The organism is Streptomyces sp. NPDC002467, assembly GCF_042889825.1.
Lineage (GTDB): Bacteria > Actinomycetota > Actinomycetes > Streptomycetales > Streptomycetaceae > Streptomyces.
Genome location: NZ_JBIARJ010000004.1, coordinates 337,067 through 354,958 on the forward strand (window position 1 = coordinate 337,067; position 17,892 = coordinate 354,958).

Here is a 17,892-nt window from a genome sequence, read left to right on the forward strand (position 1 = left end):
CCGGCCGCAGGCTGGGTTCCGGAGTCCGCCGCCGAGGAGGAGTCCACCGAGGACGACATGCCGCTCTCGCTGCGGCTGTCGATAGCGGACACCCTCACCCTCGGCAACGCGACCTGTGGATTCATGGCGGTGTACTTCACCACCACCGGAATCCTCATCCCGCACCTCACCGGCAGCGGCGAGTCGGGCATGGCCCGGCACAGCGCGGCGACCGCGGTGATACTGATGCTGCTCGCGGCGGTCTTCGACCTCTTCGACGGCATCGTGGCCCGCAAGCTGCGCAGCTCGCCGATGGGCGCGGAGCTGGACAACCTGTCCGACCTGATCAGCTTCGGCCTCGCGCCGGCGTACTTCGTGCTGGTCTACGGCATGGTCGCCGACGACGCGCACCAGAAGATGTCGGCGCTCGCGGCGATCGTCGTGCTGCTGGCGGTGGTGCTGCGCCTGGCGAGATTCAGCTGCGTGACCATGAAGGACGGCATGTTCCAGGGCATGCCGAGCCCCTTCGGCGCGCTGACGGTCGTCTCGATCGTGCTGCTGGAGCTGCCGTTCGTCCCGACGCTGCTGGCGATCATCGGGGTGGCCTGGCTGATGGTGAGCCGGGTCGAGTACCCCAAGCCGCGGGGTGTCCTCGCGGTGGCGATGCTGAGCTGGATCGTCGGGGCGATGGGTCTGCTGGCGGCTTGGGCGTTCGACGCACCGGGCGGTCAGCTGCTCCTCCAGACGGGCTGCGCGCTGCAGATCGCTCTGGCGGCGACGATTCCGCTGTTCGCGACGACCCGTCGCGCGAACACGTTCCGCCACAACCGGCGGGAGGCCCGCGCGGCGACGCTGCGCTGAGGCTTGGCAGGTCTACGAAGGCCCCGGGTGCCATTGGCCCCGGGGCCTTCGCGTACGCCGCGCCGGGCGCGGCACCACTCCCGGGGCCGCGCCCCGAGCCCCCGCGCCTCAAACTCCGGCGGGGCCGGTTTGCCTCCGGCGACGCCTCAAACGCCGGCGGGGCTGGATGGGGGCTGCCGCCTCCTGCCAGGCGCGGCTGGATCGCCCGGAGGGCAATACCCGCCGAGGCGACCCTGGGCCCGCCTGTCTTCGAGACGCCGCCGGGGGCGAATCCAGCCTCGCCGGCGTTTGAGGCGCGGGGTCCGGGGCGGAGCCCCGGGTGCCGCGCGGCATCTCAAGCCCCGCCGGGGGGGGCGGCTCCCGGTAGCCTTGATGTCGGAAAACCGCCAGCCGGCCGGGTACCGAGCCCGGATGCTTGAGGACATGCACACCGACACCGAGCGCTGCGTAAGGGCCGTGCAGTCGAAGGACGCCCGATTCGACGGCTGGTTCTTCACGGCCGTCCTGACCACCCGGATCTACTGCCGACCCAGCTGCCCCGCCGTGCCCCCCAAGGTCGAGAACATGACCTTCCTGCCCAGCGCCGCCGCCTGCCAGCAGGCCGGGTTCCGGGCCTGCAAGCGGTGCCGGCCCGACACCAGCCCCGGTTCGCCCGAGTGGAACGCCCGCGCCGACGCCGTGGCCCGCGCGATGCGGCTGATCCAGGACGGGGTGGTCGACAGGGAAGGGGTCCCCGGGCTGGCGACCCGCCTCGGGTACTCCACCCGCCAGGTGGAGCGGCAGCTGCGTGCCGAGCTCGGCGCCGGACCGCTCGCCCTCGCCCGGGCCCAGCGCGCCCAGACCGCCCGGCTGCTGATCGAGACCTCCGAGCTCCCGATGGGCGACGTCGCCTTCGCCGCCGGCTTCTCCTCGATCCGCACCTTCAACGACACCGTCCGCGAGGTCTTCGCGCTCTCCCCCAGCGAGCTGCGGCTGCGCTCCGAGAAGGCGAACCGCAACCGGCAGCCCCGGGTCCCCGGCACGATCAGCCTGCGGCTCCCCTACCGGGCCCCCCTCAACCCCGACAACCTCTTCGGGCACCTCGCCGCGACCGCCGTCCCCGGCGTGGAGGAGTGGCGGGACGGGGCCTACCGGCGGACGCTGCGGCTGCCGTACGGGACGGGGGTCGTCGCCCTCACCCCGGCGCCCGACCACATCGGCTGCCGCCTGGCCCTCACCGACCTGCGCGACCTGACCATCGCCATCAGCCGCTGCCGCTGGATGCTCGACCTCGACGCCGATCCCGAGGCAGTCGACGGCCAGCTGCGCACCGACCCGCTGCTGGCCCCGCTCGTGGACAAGGCGCCCGGACGGCGCGTGCCCCGTACCGTCGACGCGGCCGAGTTCGCCGTACGCGCGGTGCTCGGCCAGCAGGTGTCCACCGCGGCGGCGCGCACGCACGCCGCCCGGTTGGTCACCGCGCACGGGGAGCGGGTCGAGGACCCGCTGGGCGGGCTGACCCACCTGTTCCCCTCCCCGCAGGCGCTCGCCGAGCTGGACCCGGAGTCGCTTGCCCTGCCGCGCAGCCGCCGCACCACGCTCACCACCCTGGTCTCGGCCCTCGCCGACGGGTCGCTGCCGCTCGGCATCGACAGCGACTGGGAGGCGGCCCGCGTGCAGCTGAACGCGCTGCCCGGTTTCGGCCCGTGGACCACCGAGGTCATCGCCATGCGGGCGCTCGGCGACCCCGACGCCTTCCTCCCGTCCGATCTGGGCGTGCGGCGTGCCGCGCAGGGGCTCGGGCTGCCGTCCACCCCGGCCGCGCTGACCGCGAGGGCGGCCGGCTGGCGGCCCTGGCGGGCGTACGCCGTCCAGTACCTGTGGGCCACCGACGCCCACCCCATCAACCACCTGCCCGTCTGAGGAGCACCCGTCATGACCGCCAAGCAGCACACCGTCGTCGACAGCCCCTACGGCCCGCTCACCCTGGTCGCCACGGAGGGCGTCCTCAGCGGGCTCTACATGACCGGGCAGCGCCACCGGCCGGCCGAGGAGTCCTTCGGCGAGCGGGTCGCCGCCTCCGAGGAGCCCTTCCCCGAAGTGGTCCGGCAGCTCACCGCGTACTTCGCCGGGAAACGCACCTCCTTCGACCTGCCGCTGCGGCTGGAGGGCACGGAGTTCCAGCGCAGCGTCTGGGACCAGCTCGTACGGATCCCCTACGGCGAGACGTGGTCGTACGGGGAACTCGCCGCCAGGCTCGGCAAGCCCGGCGCCTCGCGCGCGGTGGGCCTGGCGAACGGCAAGAACCCGGTCGGGATCATCGTCCCGTGCCACCGGGTGATCGGCGCCTCGGGCGGCATGACCGGCTACGGCGGAGGGCTGGACCGCAAGGTGCGGCTGCTGGACTTCGAGTCCGGCAGGAGCGTGTAGCGGGGCGTCTTCGCGCTCACTGGAGGATGTTCACCGCCCGCGCCACCACCAGCAGCACGGTGACCATCGAGACCGACGTCTGGGTCATCATCAGGAACTTCGACCACGTCGTCAGGGGCATGGTGTCGGTCGGGCTGAAGGCGGTGGCGTTGGTGAAGGCCACGTACAGGTAGTCGCCGAAGTACGGTTCCCAGTCGGGCGGGGCGATCTCCCGCTGCGTCATCTGCGGGAAGAGGAAGTCGGGGAAGTCCTTGACGCCCTGGGCCCTGGCGGCCGGGCCGCCCCGGTCCAGTTCCCAGTACCAGAGCGCGAAGGCGATCACGTTGGTCACCCACACCGCGCCGGCCGTGGCGAGCAGGCCGAGCGCCCCGCCGGGGCCCGTCGCGTGGAGCAGTTCGCGTACGAGCTTCACGGCGGAGGCGGCGTTGGCCAGGCTGACGGCGGCCACCAGGGCCAGGCCGAGCACGCGCAGCAGGTGCGAGCGGCGGTCGAACCGCCGGTGCGGATGGAGCGCGGCCAACGCCACCAGCAGGCCGAGCTCCAGGGCCGGCAGCAGCCCGCGCGGGTCGATCGTCAGCCGGGCCGGCAGGGCGAGTTGCAGGCCGACCGCGACGAGGATCGCCGCGGTGACCGCCCAGCGCTCCTCGCCGTCGGTCGGCCGGCGCCAGGCCGGTCTCCCCTCGGCCTGCGGGGTGTCGGGCGCGAGCAGCTCCTCGATCCGGTCCAGCCGGCGGTGCAGCAGGTCCAGCCGGTCGGTGTCCGCTCCGGGGTCGCTCTCGCTCATGCCCCACATTCTGGGACGGACGGCCCGTCAGACCACCATCAGCGGCACGAGCAGGGCGAACGCGGCGCCGGCCTCCACCGCGTATCCGTACAGGGACGGGTGTTGGACGGGGGCGGCGAGCAGTACCACGCTCTGCCGTGCGGCGGCGGCCTCCACCCAGTCGGCGTCGGCGCCGAGGCTGCCCTGGTACCAGCCCTCGCAGGCGCCGGGGCCGCTGACCGCGAAGAGGTCGTCCTCGCGGCGGTAGAGGGCCTCCCAGCCGGCGGCCGGCACGGACCATCCGTCGAAGTCGGTGAACAGGGCCCAGCCGCCGTCGCGTATGGCGGTGTCGAACATCCAGACCGGCGTTCCGTCGGGGGTGACCTCCCCGCCCTCCTGCTGGTCGGTGGTGAAGTGGATCATGGGCAGGGCGTCGGGTCCGTCGGCGGTGCTGGGCCAGGCGTACATCGTGATCATCAGCTGATTCTGTCCTGGTTTGGGTAAACGCCGTGTTATGACGCGGACGGGCGGCGGCCGTTCTCCAGCTCCACCGTGCCCTCGCCCGACTCCAGGACGCGGCAGGCCTCTTGGGCGCGCAGTCCGAGCGCCCCGAGCAGGTGGGCGGTGAGTTCGGCGGGCTCGACGAGCTTCCAGGAGAGCAGTTCCTCCTCCTGGAGCCTGATGGAGGCCAGTTGGTCGGCGGTCAGCACCCCACCGTCGTAGAGGTACGCGACGAGCGGCGGGCGGCCCGCGTCGATCGACCAGTCGACGGCGAGCAGGCGGCCGAGCGGGACGTCGATGCCGATCTCCTCGGCGCTCTCGCGGCGCGCGGCCGTCCTCGGGGACTCGCCCCCGTCGGACTCGATGGTGCCGCCGGGCAGGGCCCAGCCCTCGCGGTAGTTGGGCTCGACGAGCAGCACCCGTCCCTCGGCGTCCCGGTAGAGGGCGGCCGCTCCGGCCAGCACCCGGGGCAGGCTCGCGATGTACGTGGCGTAGTCATCCGTGGTGGTCACGCCGCAACCCTAGCGGGGGTGCCCGGCGGGGCGGTCAGACCCCCGGAGTGCCCGTCCCGCCGTCGTCCCGCGCCCTGGACTCGGCGACGCGCCGCAGCCTCGCGTGGCGGGTGGCGTTCTGCTCGGTGATGGCGTCGCCGACCATGGCGCGGACGGCGTCCCGCATGCCGTGCAGGGCGTGGTGGCGGGCGGGGCCGGCTCCGGGGTCCTGGCGGAGTTCCTTCAGCAGGGCCCAGCAGAGCACCATCATGACGACGACGAAGGGCAGCGCCACCAGGATGGTGGCGGTCTGCAGGGACTTGAGGCCGCCCGCGACGAGGAGCACGGCGGCGACGGCGGCCATCAGCACGCCCCAGGTGACGACCAGCCAGGTGGGCGGGTGCAGCGAGCCGCGGCTGGTCAGCGAACCCATCACCAGGGAGGCCGAGTCGGCGCTGGTGACGAAGTAGGTCATGACCAGGAGCATGGCGACCCACGAGGTGAGGGTGCCGAGCGGGAGCGCGTCCAGCATCGCGAAGAGCGAGGCCTCCGTGCCTTCCTTCATCACGGCGGCGAAGTGGACGGCGCCCGTGGAGTCCAGGCGGATGGCGGTGCCTCCCATCACGCAGAACCAGATGACGGTGGCCCCGCTGGGGACGAGCAGGACGCCGATCAGGAACTCGCGGATGGTGCGGCCGCGCGAGATGCGGGCGATGAAGGTGCCGACGAAGGGGGCCCAGGAGAGCCACCAGGCCCAGTAGAAGATCGTCCACGCGCCGAGCCAGGCGGAGTCGGTGAAGGCCCCGGTGCGGGTGGCCATGGGCAGCAGTTCGTGCAGGTAGCCGCCGACGCTCGCGGGGATCACGTCGAGGACGTAGACGGTGGGGCCGAGCACGAAGACGAAGAGCATGAGGGTGGCGGCGAGCACGATGTTGATGGTGCTCAGCCACTTCACCCCCTTGTGCAGGCCGGAGAAGGCGGAGAGCACGAACGCCGCCGAGAGGGCGACGATGATGATCAGCTCGACGGAGGTCGAGTCCTCGATGCCGGTGGTGATGTTCAGGCCCTTGGAGACCTGGAGCGCGCCGAGCCCGAGGCTGGTCGCGGTGCCGAAGACCGTGGCGAAGACCGCGAGCAGGTCGATGGCCTTGCCCGCCCGGCCGTTCGCCCGCTCCTCGCCCATCAGGGGGACGAAGGCCGAGCTGAGCCGGTTGCCGCGGCCCTTGCGGAAGGTCGCGTAGGCGAGGGCGAGGCCGACGATGCCGTAGATCGCCCACGGGGTGAGCGTCCAGTGGAAGAAGGAGTACTCCATGGCCGAGAGCGCGGAGGCGCCGGTGGCCGGGGCGGCGCCGGAGGCCGGGGGCGGGGCCAGGTAGTGGGTGAGGGGCTCCCCCACGCCGTAGAACATGAGGCCGATGCCCATGCCGGCGCTGAACATCATCGCGATCCACGCGAGGTTGGTGAACTCGGGCTCGGAGTCGTCCCGGCCCAGGCGGATCCGGCCGAAGCGGCTGACGGCGAGCACCACGCACATCACCAGGAAGACGTCCGCGGCGATCACGAACAGCCAGGCGAAGTCGTCCAGCACCCAGGCGAGCGCGGTGCTCGACGCCCTGTCGAAGGAACCCTTGGCGAGGGCCGCCCAGGCGACGACGGCCAGGACGGCGATCACCCCGATGACGACGACCTGTCGGTCGGGCGTGCCGTCCGGGGGGCCGTCCGGTCCGCCGTCCGGTCCATCCGGACGTGCCTCTTCCAGTGATTCCGCGCTCATGCGGCCACACTATGCAGGCGTATATCCGTATTTAGGGGCATGGCACGCCGTGTGTGTCCCGGGCCACTCATGGGCATAGGAGGATCCTCCGGATAAGCTCATGGGGGCGCGACTGCACTGTTCGATAGCAAGGGAATAGCAAGGTGACGGACGGAGCAGTAACTGAGGCCGCGCGCGTGCTCATCGCCGCGGACAAATTCAAGGGCTCGCTCACGGCCGTTCAGGTCGCGGAGCGGGTGACGGCGGGCCTTCGCAAGGCCGTACCGGACGTGGAGATCGAGACGCTCCCCGTCGCGGACGGCGGCGACGGCACGGTCGCGGCCGCTGTGGCGGCCGGTTTCGAACGCCGCGAGGTACGGGTCACCGGACCCCTCGGCGACCAGGTCACGGCTGCCTTCGCGCTGCGCGAGGGCACTGCGGTGGTCGAGATGGCGGAGGCCTCCGGCCTCCAGCTGCTGCCGGCGGGCACCTTCGCCCCGCTGACGGCGACGACGTACGGCTCGGGCGAGGTGCTGAAGGCCGCGCTGGACGCGGGCGCGCGCTCGATCGTCTTCGGCGTGGGCGGCAGCGCCACCACCGACGGCGGCGCCGGCATGCTGGCGGCGCTGGGCGCGGTGTTCCTGGATGCGAACGGCGAACCGGTCGGTCCGGGCGGCGGCGCGCTGGCGCAGCTGGCCTCGGCGGACCTGTCCGGGATCGACCCGCGCTTCGCGGAGGTCGAGTTCGTGCTGGCCAGCGACGTGGACAACCCGCTGACCGGCCCCAAGGGCTGCGCGGCCGTCTACGGCCCGCAGAAGGGCGCGACGCCGCAGGACGTGGCGACGCTGGACGCGGCGCTGGCGCACTACGCGTCGGTGCTGGAGAAGTCGATCGGCTCGAAGGCCGCCGAACTCGCGGCCTCCCCGGGCGCGGGCGGCGCGGGCGGCATCGGCTACGGCGCGCTGCTGCTGGGCGCGAGCTTCCGTCCGGGCATCGAGCTGATGCTGGAGGTGCTGGGCTTCGCCCCGGCGCTGGAGCGGGCCACGCTGGTCATCACCGGTGAGGGTTCGCTGGACGAGCAGACCCTGCACGGCAAGGCCCCGGCCGGTGTCGCGGCGGCGGCGCGCGCCGCGGGCAAGCCGGTGGTGGCGGTCTGCGGGCGTCTGCTGCTGAGCCAGGAGGCGCTGGAGGGAGCCGGTATCCGCAAGGCGTACCCGCTGACCGCCCTGGAGCCGGACCCGGCGAAGTCCATCCCGAACGCGGGCCCGCTGCTGGAGCAGGTCGCGGCGAACATCGCTGCCGACGTCCTCTGATCCGAGCCCGACGGCCCCAGAGGCCCGATACCCCCCTCCGGGGGTGCCGGGCCTCTGCCGTGTCCGGGGTCAGGCGAGTAGTTCGGCGGTCGTCACGACCCGGGCGAAGCCGCCGCCCTGGAGGTTGACCGCGGTGGCCGTCGCGAGCCGGTCGGCGGTCAGGGACAGGCCGTCCGGGCCCGTGAGGTCGAAGGTGTGCGTGGCGTCCAGCGGGACCAGCACCTCGTAGCCCAGGTTCCCGGCCATGCGGGCGGTGGTCTCGACGCACATGTTGGTCTGGATGCCGACCACGACCACCTGGCCGATGTCGTTGCCCTTGAGCCAGTCGGCCAGGTCCGGGGTCCCGTAGAAGGCGGAGTTCACGGTCTTGGTGACGAGGAGGGACTCGTGCCGCCGCTCCTCGACGAAGTCCTTGAACGCGTAACCGGGGTGCTCCGGTGCCAGGACGGATCCGGGGCGTACGGAGGCGTGCCGGACGAGCACCACGGGGCGGCCGGTCGCCTGCCAGGCGTCCATCAGCGCGGCGATGTTCTCCTCGGCGGCCGGGTTGTTCCTGGGCCCCCAGAAGGCGGCGTCGTCGAAGCCCTTCTGCACGTCGATGACCAGCAGGGCACTGTTCGGGGTGATGTCGATCGTCATGACTCCATGCTGGTCACCGCGTGGCGGTGGCCACAGGGGCGCCGCTGACCGGGATCGATGAGATCCTGCCAACCTGGCAGCCGCCACCGTCGCCGGCCCGGCCCCCGGCCGTACCCCCGCGCCGTCGGGGTCGGGTGCGCCGCGGGGCGCCCCCGCAGGGCGTCGAACAGCGGTGCTCGGCGGGGCCGTCCCCTGCCCGTGCCCCCGCGCCGTCGGGGTCGGGTGGTGACGGGCCCGTTCCGCGCCGGGGAGCACGCCCAGTACCTGGACCGGCCCGTCCCGGCCGCCGACCGCACGGCCGAGGCGCTGGCCGCCGTACGGGAGCGCGCGCTGCGCTGTCTGGACCAGCCGCTGGACGTGGCCACCTTGGCCCGCTGGGCCGGCATGGCCCCGCGTACCTTCGCCCGCCACTTCGTCGCCGCCACCGGCACCACGCCGCACCGCTGGCTCCTGGACCACCGGCTGGACGCGGCCCGCAAGCTGCTGGAGCGCACCGACCATCCGGTGCCGGAGGTGGCCCGGCGGGCCGGTTTCGCCAGCGAGGTGACCTTCCGCCAGCACTTCAGCGCGTACGTCGGTCTGGGCCCCCGTGCGTACCGCGCGGCCTCCACGGCCGCAGCAGCCGCTCCAAACACCCGGGAGAGTGTTAGAAAGGGCTCATGACCGGACGTTTTGGTCGCCAGCCGACCGGGAGGGGCTCGCGCCTGTTCGCGCGCCCGTCCCGGTGGGGACACAGCGTCGCCGGTCAGGTCTTCGCCCTCACGGCGGTGATCGTGCTGCTGCTGATCGCGGCGGCCGCGTCGGCTCTGGTGATCCAGGCCGGGTACGACAGCGAGCGCGACGCCCGCGACCGCTCCCTCGCCGCCGCCGAGGCCTTCGCGCACGCCCCCGGTCTCCCGGCCGCCCTGGCGGCGCCCGATCCGACCCTGCTGCTCCAGCCGCTGGCCGACGCCGCGCGGATCGGCTCGGGGGTGGACTTCATCGCCGTCATGAGCACGAGCGGGATCCGCTACACCGACTCGCGGCCCGAGCTGATCGGGCAGCGCGCCAAGGGCGACATCGCCCGCGCGGCCGCCGGGGAGTCCTTCACCGAGACCTTCCGGGGCAAGCCCAGCGACGCCGTCCGCGCCGTCGTCCCGGTGCGGGACGCGAGCGGGAAGGTGGTCGGGCTGGTGGGGACCGGCATAGAGGTGCGGAACGTCTCCGGCGCCGTCGAGGGCCAGCTGCCCCTGCTGCTCGGCGCGGCGGCCGGTGCGCTGCTGCTCGGCACGGGCGGCGCCGCCCTCGTCAGCAAGCGGCTGCTCCGCCAGACCCGCGGACTGGGCGCCGCCGAGATGACCCGGATGAACGAACACCACGAGGCCGTTCTGCACGCCGTCCGCGAAGGCGTGTTGATCATCGGCCCCGACCACCGTCTCGACCTCGCCAACGACGAGGCCCGGCGCCTCCTCGACCTGCCCCCGGACGCCGAGGGGCAGTACATCGGAGACCTCGGCCTCGAACCGCGCACCGCCGAGCTGCTCGCCTCCGGCCGGGCGGCGACGGACGAGGTGCACCGGGCGGGCGACCTGCTGCTGGCGGTCAACGTACGGCCCACGAAGCCGTACCGGGGCCGGCCCACCGGCACCGTGACGACCCTGCGCGACTCCACCGAGCTCGCCGCGCTCTCCGGGCGGGCCGAGGAGGCCCGCAGCCGGCTCCAGCTGCTGTACGACGCCGGGGTGCGGATCGGCACGACCCTGGACGTGGTGCGCACCGCCGAGGAGCTGTCGGAGGTCGCCGTCCCCCGCTTCGCGGACTTCGTCACGGTGGAGCTGCTGGAACCCGTACTGCGCGGGGACGAGCCGCTGGCCGGGGGGCTGTACACGGAGATGCGCCGGGCGGCGATCACGGGGGTGCGCGACGACTCCCCGTTGCAGCCGGTCGGCGACCTCATCCGGTTCGTGGTGCCGACGGCCCCGATGGCCGCGGCCCTGGACGCCGGGCACGGGATCCTCGCGCCGGATCTGCACGCCGCCATGGGCTGGCGGGCCGACGACAGGGCGGGCACCCTGGAGGCCCTGGGCTACGGGCTGCACTCGCTGATCTCCGTGCCGCTGCAGGCGCGCGGCGTCGTCCTGGGCATGGCGAACTTCTGGCGGGCCGCGGACACCCCGGAGGCCTTCGACGAGGAGGACCTGTCCTTCGCCGAGGAGCTGGGGGCCCGCGCGGCCGTCTCCATCGACAACGCCCGCCGCTTCACCCGTGAGCACGCGACCGCCGTGACGCTCCAGCGCAGCCTGCTGCCCCGGGTGCTGCCCGACCAGAGCGCCGTCGACGTGGCCTTCCGCTACCTGCCGGCGCAGGCGGGGGTGGGCGGGGACTGGTTCGACGTGATCCCGCTGCCCGGTGCCCGGGTGGCCCTGGTGGTCGGGGACGTCGTCGGGCACGGGGTGCACGCGGCGGCGACCATGGGCCGGCTGCGGACCGCGGTGCACAACTTCTCCACCCTGGACCTGCCGCCCGACGAGCTGCTCGGCCACCTGGACGAGCTGATCAGCCGGATCGACCAGACCGACAACGGGGGCGACGGGCAGAACGGGGACGGCGCCGGTGACGGCGAGGGCGACGGATTGGGCGAGCGGGCCGGGGTCACCGGCGCGACCTGCCTGTACGCGGTCTACGACCCGGTCTCCGGGCACTGCGTGATGGCCAGCGCCGGGCACCCGGGGCCCGCGCTCGTCCACCCGGACGGGCGGGTGGAGTTCCCCGAGCTGCCCACCGGACTCCCGCTCGGCGTGGGCGGCATGCCCTTCGAGACGACCGAACTGCACCTGCCCGAGGGCAGCCGGCTCGCGCTGTTCACCGACGGGCTCGTGGAGGACCGTGACCGGGACTTCGACTCGGGCTTGCGGATCCTGGCCGAGGTCCTCTCCCGGCCCGGCCGCGACCCCGACCAGGCCTGCTCCGACGTACTGGCCGTGATGCTGTTCCCGGTGCCGAGCGACGACATCGCCCTGCTGATCGCGGACACCCGGCGGCTGGAGGCGGAGCGGATCGCCGAGTGGGAGGTGCCGGGCGAGGCCTCGGCCGTCTCGCGGGTGCGCAACGCGGGCGCGGCGCAGCTCACCGCCTGGGGTCTGGAGGACATCTCCTTCACCACCGAGCTGATCCTCAGCGAGCTGATCACCAATGCGATCCGGTACGGGAGCGCGCCCGTGCGCGTGCGCCTGCTGCGCGACCGCAGCTTGATCTGCGAGGTGTCCGACGGCAGCAGCACCTCACCGCACCTGCGGTACGCGGCCACCACCGACGAGGGCGGGCGGGGGCTGTTCCTCGTCGCGCAGTACGCCGAGCGGTGGGGCACCCGCTACACCGACCGGGGCAAGGTGATCTGGGCGGAGCTGCCGCTCACCGGGGCCAAGGAGCCGCCGGCGGCGCCGCTGGACCTGGACGCGCTGGAGGACCTGGCCTGGTGACCCGGCCGGTCACCGTCCCGGTGCCGGGCGGGCTCACGGCGGGCGGGCTCACGGCGGGCGCGTTCACGGCGGGCGCGTTCACAGCGGGAGGGTGCGGGCCAGCAGCACCGCCACGTCGTCCTGCGGGGCCACGGGCAGCAGGCGCGCGAGGATGCTGTCGCAGACCTCCTCAAGCGGGCGTCCGGCCCCGCGCAGGGCCGCCGCCAGCTGGGCCATGCCCTGGTCGAGGTCGCGGTCGCGGGCCTCGATGAGTCCGTCGGTGTAGAGCACGAGCAGGCTTCCCGGGGGCAGCCGCACCTGCTCGGTGCGGAACTCCTGGCCGCCTCCCGAGCCCGTGCCGGTGCCCAGCGGGGTGCCGGGCGGTCCGTCGAGGAATCCGATGGTCCCGTCCGCGGAGACCACGGCGGGCGGCGGGTGCCCTGCGCGGGCGATCACGCACTCGCTCGTGGCCGGGTCGTGGACGGCGTACACGCAGGTGGCCATCTCGTCCGCGCCCAGGTCGGCGACGACGGCGTCGAGCGAGCGCAGCAGCCGGTCCGGGGGCACGTCGTGGCGGGCGAGGGTCCGTACGGCGGTGCGCAGCTGGCCCATGACGGCGGCGGCGTGGATGCCGTGGCCCATGACGTCGCCGATGACCAGTCCGGTGCGTCCGCCGGGGAGCCGGATGGCGTCGAACCAGTCCCCGCCGACGTCGTGGTCGCTGGCGGGGAGGTAGCGCCCGGTGAGTTCGAGGCCGGCGACCTGGGGCAGCGCGCTGTTGGTGAGGCTGCGCTGGAGGGTGAGGGCGGCGCGGCGCTGGGCGGTGAACATGCGGGCGTTGTCGATGTTGAGGGCGGCGCGTGCGACCAGCTCGTCGATGAGCACGCAGTCCTCCTCGTCGAAGGGTTCGCGGGTGCGCAGCCGGGTCACGGCGACGGCGCCGAGCACCTTGCCGCGGGCGGTGAGCGGGACCATGCGGGCCGAGCCGAGGGTCGCGAGGTAGTCGCGCAGGGCGCCCGCGCGCGGGTCGGTGATCAGCGCGGGGACGTCGGAGGAGTACAGGGCCATGGGCCGGCCCTCGGTGAGGACCCGCTCGTAGACGCTGTCCACGGGGAGCTGGAAGGTCTGTCCGGCGGCCAGCTTCGCGGTGGGCGCGGCCGGGTCGGGGAAGATGGCGGCGAGGCGGCGCAGGACGCCGCGGGAGGATCCGGCGGCGGCGGTGTCGTCGGGGTCGAGCACCCCCACGAGCAGCTGTACGTCGGCCGAGTCGGCGAGCTGCGGTACGAGGACCTCCGCGATCTCCTGGGCGGTCTGCTGGAGGTCCAGGGTGGTGCCGATGCGGGTGCCGGCCTCGGCGAGCAGGGCGAAGCGGTGTCGGGCCCGTTCCGCGTCGGCCTGGGCCCGCTGGCCCTCGGTGATGTCGATGAGGGAGGCGATCAGGCCGAGGGGCCGCCCGGAGCCGTCGAGCAGGGGGGCGTAGGAGCAGGACCAGGTGTGGTCGTGCCCGGGGTCGGAGGGGGTCCGGCCGGTGCGGCGCACGTCCACGACGGCCGTGCCGCGGTCGAGGACCTGCTGCATCGTGGCTTCCAGCGCGGTCGCGTTGACCCCGGGCGCCACCTCGGTGAGGCGTCGGCCGAGGTGTTCGAAGGCGGGGACGCCGTTCATCCGGGCCAGGGCGTCGTTGACCCGCAGGAAGCGCAGGTCGGGGCCGAGGGTGGCGAGGCCGATGGGCGACTGCGTGAAGAGGCTCTGGAGGGCTGCGAGCGAGTCGCGCATGTGGTGGACCTCGGAGGTCTCCACGGCGACGAGCATGGCGCCCGTACGGCCCTGCGGGTCGGCGGCGGGGACGATCCACATCTCCATCGGGACGCGGTGCCCGTCGCGGTGGCGTACGGGAAGGGTGCCGATGACGGTCTCGCCGGACTGGACGCGCCGGGTCAGCTGACCTGCGAGTTCGTGGTTGGCCTCGGGGACGAGCACCTCGGAGCCGATGCGGCCGATGATCTCCTCGGGGCGGTGTCCGAGCAGGTCCTGGGCGGCCAGCGACCACTCCACGACCCGCCCGTCGGCGTCCTCCCGCCACAGGGCGATCGGCAGCAGCTCGCGCAGCACGCCCGCGTACCCGACAGCCGCGGCCGGCTGGTCCGGCACCTCGCTCGCCGACTGGTACGTGTCCAATGCACCAACCTCACCCCGGGGGGCCCGATTCCTACCGATTCACCCTATCCGAGGCGCGGACGCGGGGCTCTGCCGATGGGAGCGTCCGGGGGCTCAGCCCAGGGCGACGGGCGCCTGCACCAGCGAGCCGTACTCGGTCCAGGAGCCGTCGTAGTTCTTGACGTCCGGGTAGCCGAGCAGTTCGTGGAGGGCGAACCACGTGTGCGAGGAGCGCTCGCCGATCCGGCAGTAGGCGATGACCTCCCGGTCCGGGGTGATGCCCTTGCCCAGGTACAGCATCCGCAGTTCGTCGGCGGACTTGAAGGTGCCGTCGTCGTTGGCGGCCTGCGACCAGGGGACGTTGGCGGCCCCGGGGATGTGCCCGGGCACCTGGGCCTGTTCCTGCGGCAGGTGCGGGGGCGCCAGCCGCTCTCCGCGGTACTCCTCCGGCGAGCGGACGTCGACCATCCGGACCGCGCCCCCGACGCCCTCCAGGACCTCGGTCCGCATCGCCCTGAACTGCGGGTTCTCCTGGCCGGTGACCGTGAAGTCGGTGGGCGCGTACATCCGGACGTCCCGGGTCGTCTCCCGGCTCTCCAGCTCCCACTTCTTGCGGCCGCCGTCGAGCAGCTTGACCCGGTTGAAGCCGCGCAGCCGCATGATCCAGTAGGCGTACGCGGCGAACCAGTTGTTGTTGCCGCCGTAGAGGATCACCGTCGTGTCGTAGCCGACCCCGGCGTCCGCGAGCAGCCGGCCGAGCGCCTCTCGGTCCAGGTAGTCCCGGCCCACGGCGGTGTGCAGGTCGGTGGTCCAGTTCCAGCCCACGGAGCCGGGTATGTGGCCCTGTTCGTAGGCGGTGGTGTCCTCGTCCACGTCGATGACGCGTACCGTCCGGTCGTCCAGGTGGGCGGCCAGCCACTCGGTGTCCACCAGGGTCTCCGGACGGGCGTATCCGCTGCCGCTCATGGTCCGCTCCTCTCGTGTTGCGTCAGGTCCCGCACTCCGCCGCTGATCACCGCCGTCACGGGTATCCCGGCGCGGTCGAGCAGCCCCGCCGCGACGGCCGCCCGGCGGCCGGTGCCGCATACCACGTAGACCTCCTCGTCCCGGGGCAATTCGCCGAGCCTGTAGGGCAGTTCCGCGAGTGGTACGCGGAGCGTGCCGGGGATCCCGCCCTCCGGGTGCCCGGGGCGGACGTCGAGCACCCGCCGGCCGTCGAGGCGGCCCGCCAGTTCGCGGGCGTCCGCGGTGCGGAAGGAGCGCAGCGGGCGGCCGGCGGCCGCCCAGGCGGCGACGCCTCCCGCCAGGTATCCGGCGACGTCCTCGTAGCCGATCCGCAGGAGCTGGGTCATCGCCTCGCGGGCCGCGTCCTCCTCCGGCTCCGGGAGCACCAGGACCAGGCGGGTGCCGAAGGGCACGATCTCGCCGACCAGGCTCGCGAAGCGGTCGTCCAGTTCGTCGCAGAGCGAGTCGGGCAGGTGGGCGGCGGCGAACTCGGCGCGCCCGCGCCCGTCGACGATCTGCGCGCCGCCCCCGGCCAGCCCCTCCACCACGGCCGGGGTGAGCGGCCGGGGCGCGGGCGGGCCGCCCAGCACGTGGGGTCCCCTGCGGTTGATCGGTGCCATGTGGCGGTAGTAGGCGGGGTACGGCGGCAGCCCCGTCAGCCTCCCCCGGACGAACTCCTCCTCGTCGCGGGCGGCCAGGACGGGGTTGGTGCGCCGTTCCGCGCCGACGGTGCTGGTCCGCTCCCCCGCCACCGGGCCGGCCGCGCAGGAGCTGCCCGCGCCGTGCGTGGGCAGCACTCGGGTGGCGTCGGGCAGCAGCGCGAGGCGGCCGAGGGTGCGGAACTGGGCGCGCGCGAGTTCCTCCGTGTGCGCGGGGCCGGCGAGGTCGCTGCGGCCCGCGTTGCCGACGAGGAGGCTGCCCCCGGTGAAGACGGCGGTCGGCGGCCGGTCGGGGTCGTCGAAGACGAGGTAGGAGGTGTGCTCGGTGGTGTGGCCGGGCGTCTCCATGGCCCGCACGGTCACGTCGCCGACGGAGATCTCGTCGTCCTCGGCCAGCCCGAGGTGGTCGAAGGCGTACGGCGCGCGGGCCGGGCCGGCCACGGTGGCGCCGGTCGCCGCGCGGACCTCCAGGGCGCCGGAGACGTAGTCGTTGTGCACGTGGGTCTCCAGCACGTACCGGATCCGCACCCCCCTGCGCGTACAGGACTCCAGCAGCTCCCAGCTGTCGCGCTGCGGATCCACCAAGGCCGCCTCGTCGCCGCTGACGAGGAGGTAGCTGGTGTCGCCGAGCGACGCGGTGGTCATGACCTCGATCTCGCTCACATCCCTCACCGCCCCGGGGCCGCAGCCGTCCGGCCCCTGATCGGGTTTCCCGGGCCCTAGACGACGACCACCTCGACCGAGGCCACCGGGTTGCAGCCGTAGCCCCGGGCGTTCCACGGCGCGCGCGGCGGCTGGGTGTCGCCGTGCTCGTCGGTCGCGCGGGCGAGCAGCCTGTACGGGCCGGGGCGTTCGGGGGTCCACCGGTGGGACCAGCCGGTCCAGGCGTAGGGTCCGGCGGGCGGCTCCAGTACGGCGTCGTACCAGTGCCGGTCGCCGAGCCGGCCGAGGTCGCCGATGCCGCCGCCCGGGACGTCGTCGCCCCCGTACGCGGCCCTGAACTCGACGCGGCGTACGGACACGCCGTCGCCGGACCAGGCCCGGCCGCGGACGAGGGTCTCGTGGCCGCGGCGCACGGCGGCGTCCGGTTCGGGTTCGGTGATGAGCGATTTGACCCTGACCGTGGTGACGGGGCCTTCGGGGGTGCCCCGCGAGGCGGTGTAGACGTACTCCTCGGCCTGGAAGACCCCGGCGAACGGTTCCGTCACGGCCCGCGCCCCCACCAGCCACTTCACGTCGGCGACCGCGTACCGGCCGGGGACCACCAGGCGGACCGGGGCGCCGTGCTCGGGCGCGAGGGGCTCGCCGTTCATGTGGGTGACGAGGAGGGTGTCCGGGTGCAGGGCCGCGGCGAGGGGCAGGCTGCGTTCGAAGGGGGTGGGCAGACCGTGCACCGTGCCGGAGTCGGCCCCGGTGAAGACGATCTCCACGGTGGCCGGACGGATCCCGGCGCGGGCGGCGAGGGCGCGGAAGGGAACGCCCGCGAAGTGCGCGCAGCCCACGGCCCCCAGGCTCCAGGGCAGGCCCGGCGGACGGGGGGTCATCAGGGCGCGGCCGTTGCCCGCGCACTCCAGGACCGCGTCGAACTCCCGGCGTTCCAGCCCGAGCAGCTCCTCGTAGCCGATCTCGAAGGGCGTGGCGACCTCCCCGCCGACGCGCATGCGCCACAACTGGGGCGTGGTCCGCGGGATGCCGAAGTGGTCGCGTACGAAGAAGGCCCCCGCGGGCGTGACGGACTCGATCAGGGCGGCGGGCGGCGTCTGCGCGTTGTACGGCTCGGACGTGACCGTTTCGGGTGCCCAGGCGGTGGCTCCGGGCCCGGCTGAAATGGACCATGCGGTCATGGCAGCACCTTCGTTCGGGCTCGTCTCCGAGCACGACGCAGATCTCTTTCAGCTTACGTCCGGGAACCTCTTGACTCTGGA

Annotated in this window: 14 protein-coding genes and 1 pseudogene; 6 read left to right on the forward strand and 9 right to left on the reverse strand. The window is 73.6% G+C overall.

The genetic code is table 11. The annotated features are described in order from the left end of the window. The first annotated feature begins 57 nt into the window (after positions 1-57). The 3 genes from pssA (at position 58) to ACFYYJ_RS11215 (ending at position 3,249) form a co-directional block, all read left to right on the forward strand. Entirely contained in the window at positions 58-840 is a 783-nt protein-coding gene (gene pssA / locus ACFYYJ_RS11205) for a CDP-diacylglycerol--serine O-phosphatidyltransferase (RefSeq protein ID WP_376657411.1), read from the forward strand. A gap of 423 nt (positions 841-1,263) precedes the next feature. Continuing rightward, positions 1,264-2,742 (forward strand): DNA-3-methyladenine glycosylase 2 family protein, encoded by a 1,479-nt coding sequence (locus tag ACFYYJ_RS11210; RefSeq protein ID WP_385132443.1) that lies wholly within the window; start codon positions 1,264-1,266, stop codon positions 2,740-2,742. 12 nt (positions 2,743-2,754) lie between these two features. Further along, on the forward strand, positions 2,755-3,249 hold the full coding sequence (locus tag ACFYYJ_RS11215; RefSeq protein WP_389131019.1) for a methylated-DNA--[protein]-cysteine S-methyltransferase: 495 nt from the start codon (positions 2,755-2,757) through the stop codon (positions 3,247-3,249). A gap of 16 nt (positions 3,250-3,265) precedes the next feature. Here the strand turns inward: ACFYYJ_RS11215 and ACFYYJ_RS11220 are convergent, their stop codons facing one another. The 4 genes from ACFYYJ_RS11220 to ACFYYJ_RS11235 are packed head-to-tail and all read right to left on the reverse strand — an operon-like array spanning position 3,266 to position 6,778. Continuing rightward, positions 3,266-4,033: a hypothetical protein gene (locus ACFYYJ_RS11220; protein ID WP_389131022.1), complete on the reverse strand. Its 768-nt coding sequence runs from the start codon at positions 4,031-4,033 to the stop codon at positions 3,266-3,268. A 27-nt stretch (positions 4,034-4,060) separates the two neighbouring features. Then, positions 4,061-4,489 (reverse strand): hypothetical protein, encoded by a 429-nt coding sequence (locus tag ACFYYJ_RS11225; protein WP_385132434.1) that lies wholly within the window; start codon positions 4,487-4,489, stop codon positions 4,061-4,063. A 35-nt stretch (positions 4,490-4,524) separates the two neighbouring features. After that, a complete protein-coding gene (locus tag ACFYYJ_RS11230) occupies positions 4,525-5,025 on the reverse strand; it encodes an NUDIX domain-containing protein (protein WP_385132431.1) in 501 nt (166 codons plus the stop codon). A gap of 34 nt (positions 5,026-5,059) precedes the next feature. Further along, positions 5,060-6,778, reverse strand: a complete 1,719-nt coding sequence (locus ACFYYJ_RS11235) for a BCCT family transporter (RefSeq protein WP_389131026.1) — start codon at positions 6,776-6,778, stop codon at positions 5,060-5,062. A 143-nt stretch (positions 6,779-6,921) separates the two neighbouring features. On the opposite strand from ACFYYJ_RS11235, the gene ACFYYJ_RS11240 reads away from it, so the two are divergent. Next, on the forward strand, positions 6,922-8,070 hold the full coding sequence (locus tag ACFYYJ_RS11240; RefSeq protein ID WP_385132425.1) for a glycerate kinase: 1,149 nt from the start codon (positions 6,922-6,924) through the stop codon (positions 8,068-8,070). 69 nt (positions 8,071-8,139) lie between these two features. Here ACFYYJ_RS11240 and ACFYYJ_RS11245 read toward each other — a convergent pair whose 3' ends face one another. Continuing rightward, positions 8,140-8,709 (reverse strand): cysteine hydrolase family protein, encoded by a 570-nt coding sequence (locus tag ACFYYJ_RS11245; RefSeq protein ID WP_389131030.1) that lies wholly within the window; start codon positions 8,707-8,709, stop codon positions 8,140-8,142. Between the two features lie 222 nt (positions 8,710-8,931). Here ACFYYJ_RS11245 and ACFYYJ_RS11250 point away from each other — a divergent pair. After that, positions 8,932-9,372, forward strand: a pseudogene (locus ACFYYJ_RS11250) (helix-turn-helix domain-containing protein); the annotation flags it as partial. Continuing rightward, positions 9,369-12,167, forward strand: coding sequence for a SpoIIE family protein phosphatase (locus ACFYYJ_RS11255; protein WP_389131033.1), 2,799 nt, complete (start codon positions 9,369-9,371; stop codon positions 12,165-12,167). The pseudogene ACFYYJ_RS11250 and the gene ACFYYJ_RS11255, both read left to right, overlap by 4 nt. A gap of 78 nt (positions 12,168-12,245) precedes the next feature. On the opposite strand, the gene ACFYYJ_RS11260 is transcribed toward ACFYYJ_RS11255, so the two are convergent. From ACFYYJ_RS11260 to ACFYYJ_RS11275, 4 genes are all read right to left on the reverse strand, one after another. Then, positions 12,246-14,324, reverse strand: a complete 2,079-nt coding sequence (locus tag ACFYYJ_RS11260; RefSeq protein WP_389131036.1) for a SpoIIE family protein phosphatase — start codon at positions 14,322-14,324, stop codon at positions 12,246-12,248. A gap of 93 nt (positions 14,325-14,417) precedes the next feature. Beyond that, complete coding sequence (locus ACFYYJ_RS11265; RefSeq protein ID WP_385364041.1) at positions 14,418-15,269, reverse strand: sulfurtransferase; 852 nt, start codon at positions 15,267-15,269, stop codon at positions 14,418-14,420. After that, positions 15,266-16,630 carry a rhodanese-like domain-containing protein gene (locus tag ACFYYJ_RS11270; RefSeq protein ID WP_389131039.1) on the reverse strand — a complete coding sequence of 455 codons (1,365 nt, stop codon included), beginning with the start codon at positions 16,628-16,630 and terminating at the stop codon, positions 15,266-15,268. Before ACFYYJ_RS11270 ends, ACFYYJ_RS11265 begins: the two co-directional genes overlap by 4 nt. Before the next feature lie 56 nt (positions 16,631-16,686). Beyond that, complete coding sequence (locus ACFYYJ_RS11275) at positions 16,687-17,811, reverse strand: sulfite oxidase (protein WP_385121643.1); 1,125 nt, start codon at positions 17,809-17,811, stop codon at positions 16,687-16,689. Positions 17,812-17,892 lie beyond the last annotated feature (81 nt).

Coding starts and splice junctions, on each gene's coding strand:
- pssA (WP_376657411.1), top strand. CDS start 58: ATGCCGCTCTCGCTGCGGCTGTCGATAGCGGACACCCTCACCCTCGGC.
- ACFYYJ_RS11210 (WP_385132443.1), top strand. CDS start 1,264: ATGCACACCGACACCGAGCGCTGCGTAAGGGCCGTGCAGTCGAAGGAC.
- ACFYYJ_RS11215 (WP_389131019.1), top strand. CDS start 2,755: ATGACCGCCAAGCAGCACACCGTCGTCGACAGCCCCTACGGCCCGCTC.
- ACFYYJ_RS11220 (WP_389131022.1), bottom strand. CDS start 4,033: ATGAGCGAGAGCGACCCCGGAGCGGACACCGACCGGCTGGACCTGCTG.
- ACFYYJ_RS11225 (WP_385132434.1), bottom strand. CDS start 4,489: ATGATCACGATGTACGCCTGGCCCAGCACCGCCGACGGACCCGACGCC.
- ACFYYJ_RS11235 (WP_389131026.1), bottom strand. CDS start 6,778: ATGAGCGCGGAATCACTGGAAGAGGCACGTCCGGATGGACCGGACGGC.
- ACFYYJ_RS11245 (WP_389131030.1), bottom strand. CDS start 8,709: ATGACGATCGACATCACCCCGAACAGTGCCCTGCTGGTCATCGACGTG.
- ACFYYJ_RS11255 (WP_389131033.1), top strand. CDS start 9,369: ATGACCGGACGTTTTGGTCGCCAGCCGACCGGGAGGGGCTCGCGCCTG.
- ACFYYJ_RS11265 (WP_385364041.1), bottom strand. CDS start 15,269: ATGAGCGGCAGCGGATACGCCCGTCCGGAGACCCTGGTGGACACCGAG.
- ACFYYJ_RS11275 (WP_385121643.1), bottom strand. CDS start 17,811: ATGACCGCATGGTCCATTTCAGCCGGGCCCGGAGCCACCGCCTGGGCA.